This is a genomic window from Parvibaculum sp. (assembly GCF_035511255.1).
Lineage (GTDB): Bacteria > Pseudomonadota > Alphaproteobacteria > Parvibaculales > Parvibaculaceae > Parvibaculum.
On sequence record NZ_DATKFR010000142.1, the window covers coordinates 1 to 4,478 of the forward strand.

A 4,478-nucleotide genomic window follows, 5' to 3' on the forward strand; every position below is an offset into this window, starting at 1 on the left:
TCGAGCAGCACACCGGGCGGCGACGTCACATCGTTGACGAGAAAGAGAATACGCATGGGGGAGGGGAACTTTTCTACTTAAGTGTCATCCCGGGCTTGTCCCGGGACCCAGGGGCGGCTCGCTCGGCGCAGGCGAAATCAGATCGCCATACAAATCCCGCCACTGCGGATTGAACTCTTCGATAGTATTGATCTTCCACGCGCGCGACCATCGCTTCATCGTCTTCTCGCGCTGAATGGCCGTCGACATCCGGCGTCTCACCGAACCATACCAATTTGTCGCCGCCGTATTTTTTGGTGAAACCGTCCGCCTTGCCGTCCTTGTGTTCATGGACGCGCCTGACGAGATCGTTTGTCACGCCGATATAGAGCGTGCCGTTCCTGCCGCTCGCAAGAATGTAGACATAGTAACTGCCCATTGCGCTCGCGGCCCCTGGGTCCCGGCACAAGGCCGGGATGACACATCAGTTGGATTTGTCTTAACCCGCAACTGGGTACTCGTTGTCCGCCCTTTTACCTAGCTTGTCATCCCGGCCTTGTGCCGGGATCCAGGGACGGTACGCTCGGCGCTTGTCGCGATCCTTCGAGACGCACGCCTGATGGCGCGCTTCTCGGGATGAGGCTGCGGCAAAACCAAACTCCTCACCCCTCCGCGAACCGGTCGCTCGCCCTCACCATCACATCGACGATTCCCGGCTCCGTCGCCGTGTGGCCCGCATCCGGCACGATGTTCAATTCCGCGTCCGGCCAGGCCTTCGACAATTCCCAGGCCGTGAACATCGGCGTCACCACGTCGTAGCGGCCTTGCGCGATCACGCCCGGAATGCCCTTGAGCTTGCCCGCGTTGCGGATCAACTGGTCCTGCGGTTGGAAGAAGCCCTCGTTCATGAAGTAGTGGCACTCGATCCGTGCAAAGGCGATCGCGAAATGCCCGTCGGCGAAGCGCGCCACGCGTTCGGCATCGGGAAAGAGCGACAGCGTCGTCCCCTCCCATGTGCTCCAGGCTTTGGCGCAGAGAAGCTTCTCGGCCTCGTCGTCGCCCGTCAGCCGCTTGTAGTAGGCGGCCATCAGATTGCCGCGTTCGGCCTCCGGGATCGGCGCCACGAAATGTTCCCAGGCGTCGGGGAAAAGCGCGTCGGTACCTTCCTGATAGAACCAGTCGAGCTCGCGCTTCCGAAGCGTGAAGATGCCGCGCAGGATGATCTCGCTGACGCGCTCCGGATGCGTCTCGGCATAGGCGAGTGCCAGCGTCGAGCCCCAGGAGCCGCCGCAAAGCTGCCAGCGCTCGATTTTCAGGTGTTCGCGCAACCGCTCCATGTCGGCGACGAGATCCCAGGTCGTGTTCTCGCGCAGTTCGGCATGCGGCGTCGACTTGCCGCTGCCGCGCTGGTCGAACAGCACGATCCGGTAGGCCTTGGGGTCGTGCGTCCGCCGCATGGTCGGGTTCGATCCGCCCCCCGGCCCCCCATGGATGATGGCGACGGGCTTTCCCTCCGGATTGCCGCATTCCTCGAAATAGATCGTGTGGAGGTCCGAGACCTTGAGCATGCCCGTCCGGAAGGGCTCGATTTCGGGGTAAAGTGTCCGTCGTGCGGCAGTGTCGAACATGAAGAATCCTGCGCTTTCGCTGCTGGCAAATGGGTGGGGAATCCCGTCCGGCATTCCGCCGCGCGTGAGGCTTTCCGTCAACCGGAATCAAGCTCTTGATAATGCGAAGTTTTTCGCCTCGACGCTGCGTCCGTGTGGCTTCGGTTAACCACTTTTTTGTCTTTCGACTGACACAAGTCGTTGACGAGAATCAAAGCTGAGCTACTATATCTGGACGCGTCGCGCTTCGGCGAAGCACTAGATAGAGCAGAAGCCGGCGTCATCATCGAAATCTGAATTCTGCCCGACACGCCGGGCGGATAGACGGCGAAGGTTTAGGCCTTCTGCCGGCGGGGATTTGTCGCGCTTTGCCGTGGCGGCGGACGAAAGCGCGGAGAGGGCCAAGGGGAACCAAAATGCTGAACGACACGTCGAAGGCAGTCGAGTTGAACGAGATCGAGGCGACGCTGTCCGGCCTCATCACGGGCGACCGCGCACCGAAGCGCGCCGAAGCGCGCCGGCCGCGCGCCGACCTGCTGCAGCCGGAAATGCCTTTCGGCGAGATGGATCAGGCCGTGCAGCACGAGCACGGCTATCGCGTGAAAGTCGATCATGGCCGCGACGCGCTGCTGACCGAATTCGGCAAGGCGACGCTTCGCGACCGCTATCTGATGCCCGGCGAATCGTTTCAGGACCTCTTCGCCCGCGTCGCGTCCTATTACGCCGACGACGAGGCCCATGCCCAGCGCCTCTACGATTACATCTCGAAGCTCTGGTTCATGCCCGCGACGCCCGTTCTGTCGAATGGCGGCACCAAGCGCGGCCTGCCGATCTCCTGCTTCCTCAACGAAGCGTCGGACAGCCTCGAGGGCATTGTCGGCCTCTGGAACGAGAATGTCTGGCTCGCGGCCAAGGGCGGCGGCATCGGCTCCTATTGGGGCAATCTGCGCTCCATCGGCGAGACGGTGCATGGCAACGGCAAGACCTCCGGCATCATCCCCTTTATCCGCGTCATGGATTCGCTGACGCTGGCGATTTCGCAAGGCTCGCTCCGTCGTGGTTCGGCCGCCGTCTATCTCCCGGTCGATCACCCGGAGATCGAGGAATTCATGGAAATCCGCCGTCCGACCGGTGGCGATCCGAACCGCAAGGCGCTGAACCTCCATCACGGCGTCCTCGTCTCCGACGCCTTCATGCGTGCCGTCGAGGCCGATGCCGACTGGGAGCTGAAGAGCCCCAAGGACAAGGCGGTCCAGAAGACCGTCTCCGCCCGCGGCCTCTGGATTCGCATGCTGACCTCGCGCATCGAAACGGGCGAGCCCTACATCGTCTTCAAGGACACCGTGAACAACGCGCGGCCAGAGTACCACAAGCTCGCCGGCCTCGAGGTCAAGACCTCGAACCTCTGCGCCGAGATCACGCTGCCGACCGGCATCGATCATCACGGCCAGAACCGCACGGCGGTCTGCTGCCTCTCCTCGCTCAATTTCGAAACCTTCTTCGAATGGCAGGATCACCCGACCTTCATCGAGGACGCGATGCGCTTCCTCGACAACGTCCTCTCCGACTTCATCGAACGCGCCCCCGACGAAATGGCGCGGGCCAAATACGCCGCCGCGCGCGAGCGTTCGGTCGGCCTCGGCATCATGGGCTTCCACTCGTTCCTCCAGGCCAACATGATCCCCTTCGAGGGCGTGATGGCGAAGGTCTGGAACAAGCGCATGTTCAGCCACATCAAGACGCAGGTCGACGCCGCCTCGAAGAAGCTCGCCGACGAACGCGGCGCCTGCCCGGATGCGGCGGAATACGGCTTCCACGAGCGTTTCTCGAACAAGACGGCGATCGCGCCGACCGCCTCGATCTCGATCATCACCGGCGGCACCTCGCCGGGCATCGAGCCGATCGCGGCCAACAGCTTCACGCACAAGACGCTGTCGGGCTCCTTCAACGTGCGCAACCGTCACCTGACGAAGCTTCTCGAGGAGAAGGGCCAGAACACGGACGACGTATGGTCCTCCATCGTCACCAATGGCGGTTCCGTGCAGCATCTCGATTTCCTTTCGGATGATGAAAAGGACGTCTTCAAGACGGCCTTCGAACTCGACCAGCGCTGGGTGATCGAGCATGCCGGCGACCGCGCCCCGATGATCGATCAGGCGCAGTCGGTGAACCTCTTCCTCGCCGCCGACGTCCACAAGCGCGACCTCCACCAGCTTCATCTGCAAGCCTGGAAGAAGGGCGTGAAGAGCCTCTATTACTGCCGCTCGCTTTCGATCCAGCGCGCCGAAAAGGCCGAAGTGGTCTCGCTCGTGCCGGCCAAGAAGCTCGAAGTCAAAACCCTCGACCAGGTCGCTTCCGAAAGCCGCCGCGAAACGGTCGAATACGACGAATGCCTGGCCTGCCAGTAATTCATTTGCAGTGTCATCCCGGCCTTGTGCCGGGATCCAGGGGCGGCAAAGAACGGCGTTCGCTCTTTGCCGTCATTGCGAGGCCGAAGGCCGAAGCAATCCAGTCTTCCCTCGATGCCTCTGGATTGCTCGTCGGCAAAGCCTCCTCGCAATGACGACAACAAAAAGCCCCCGCAAGGGAGGCCGCTGGGCACCGGATACACGTCTGGAGATATCGAATAAGTGGGAAGGAGCGTCACGCTGGTCAAGGGGTGACGTGCACGTCAAGAAGTTTCTGTGGAAAAGCCTCGGCTGGCGCGCTTCCCGCGACTCCGGGGGCTTCCGGGACGCTAATATTTATCCTCCCTCTCCCCGTCGGGGAGAGGGCAGGGTGAGGGGGAACCCTCTCCGTATATTGAGGAGCCTGCCCATGTCCCTTCTCGAAGAACGTCACGTCTACAAGCCCTTCCGTTATCCCTGGGCCTATGAGGCCTGGCTGACGCAG

General features: G+C 62.1%; 2 protein-coding genes and 1 pseudogene. 1 reads left to right on the plus strand and 2 read right to left on the minus strand.

All coding sequences use genetic code 11. From position 1 onward, the window contains the following. Window positions 1-84 precede the first annotated feature (84 nt). Together VMR03_RS04975 and pip are read right to left on the minus strand one after the other, a co-directional pair. Window positions 85-418, minus strand: a pseudogene (locus VMR03_RS04975) (GIY-YIG nuclease family protein). A 223-nt stretch (window positions 419-641) separates the two neighbouring features. Continuing rightward, window positions 642-1,607: a prolyl aminopeptidase gene (gene pip, locus VMR03_RS04980; RefSeq protein ID WP_325402871.1), complete on the minus strand. Its 966-nt coding sequence runs from the start codon at window positions 1,605-1,607 to the stop codon at window positions 642-644. A 395-nt stretch (window positions 1,608-2,002) separates the two neighbouring features. On the opposite strand from pip, the gene VMR03_RS04985 reads away from it, so the two are divergent. Further along, window positions 2,003-3,994: a ribonucleoside-diphosphate reductase subunit alpha gene (locus VMR03_RS04985; protein WP_325402873.1), complete on the plus strand. Its 1,992-nt coding sequence runs from the start codon at window positions 2,003-2,005 to the stop codon at window positions 3,992-3,994. Window positions 3,995-4,478: the final 484 nt, after the last annotated feature.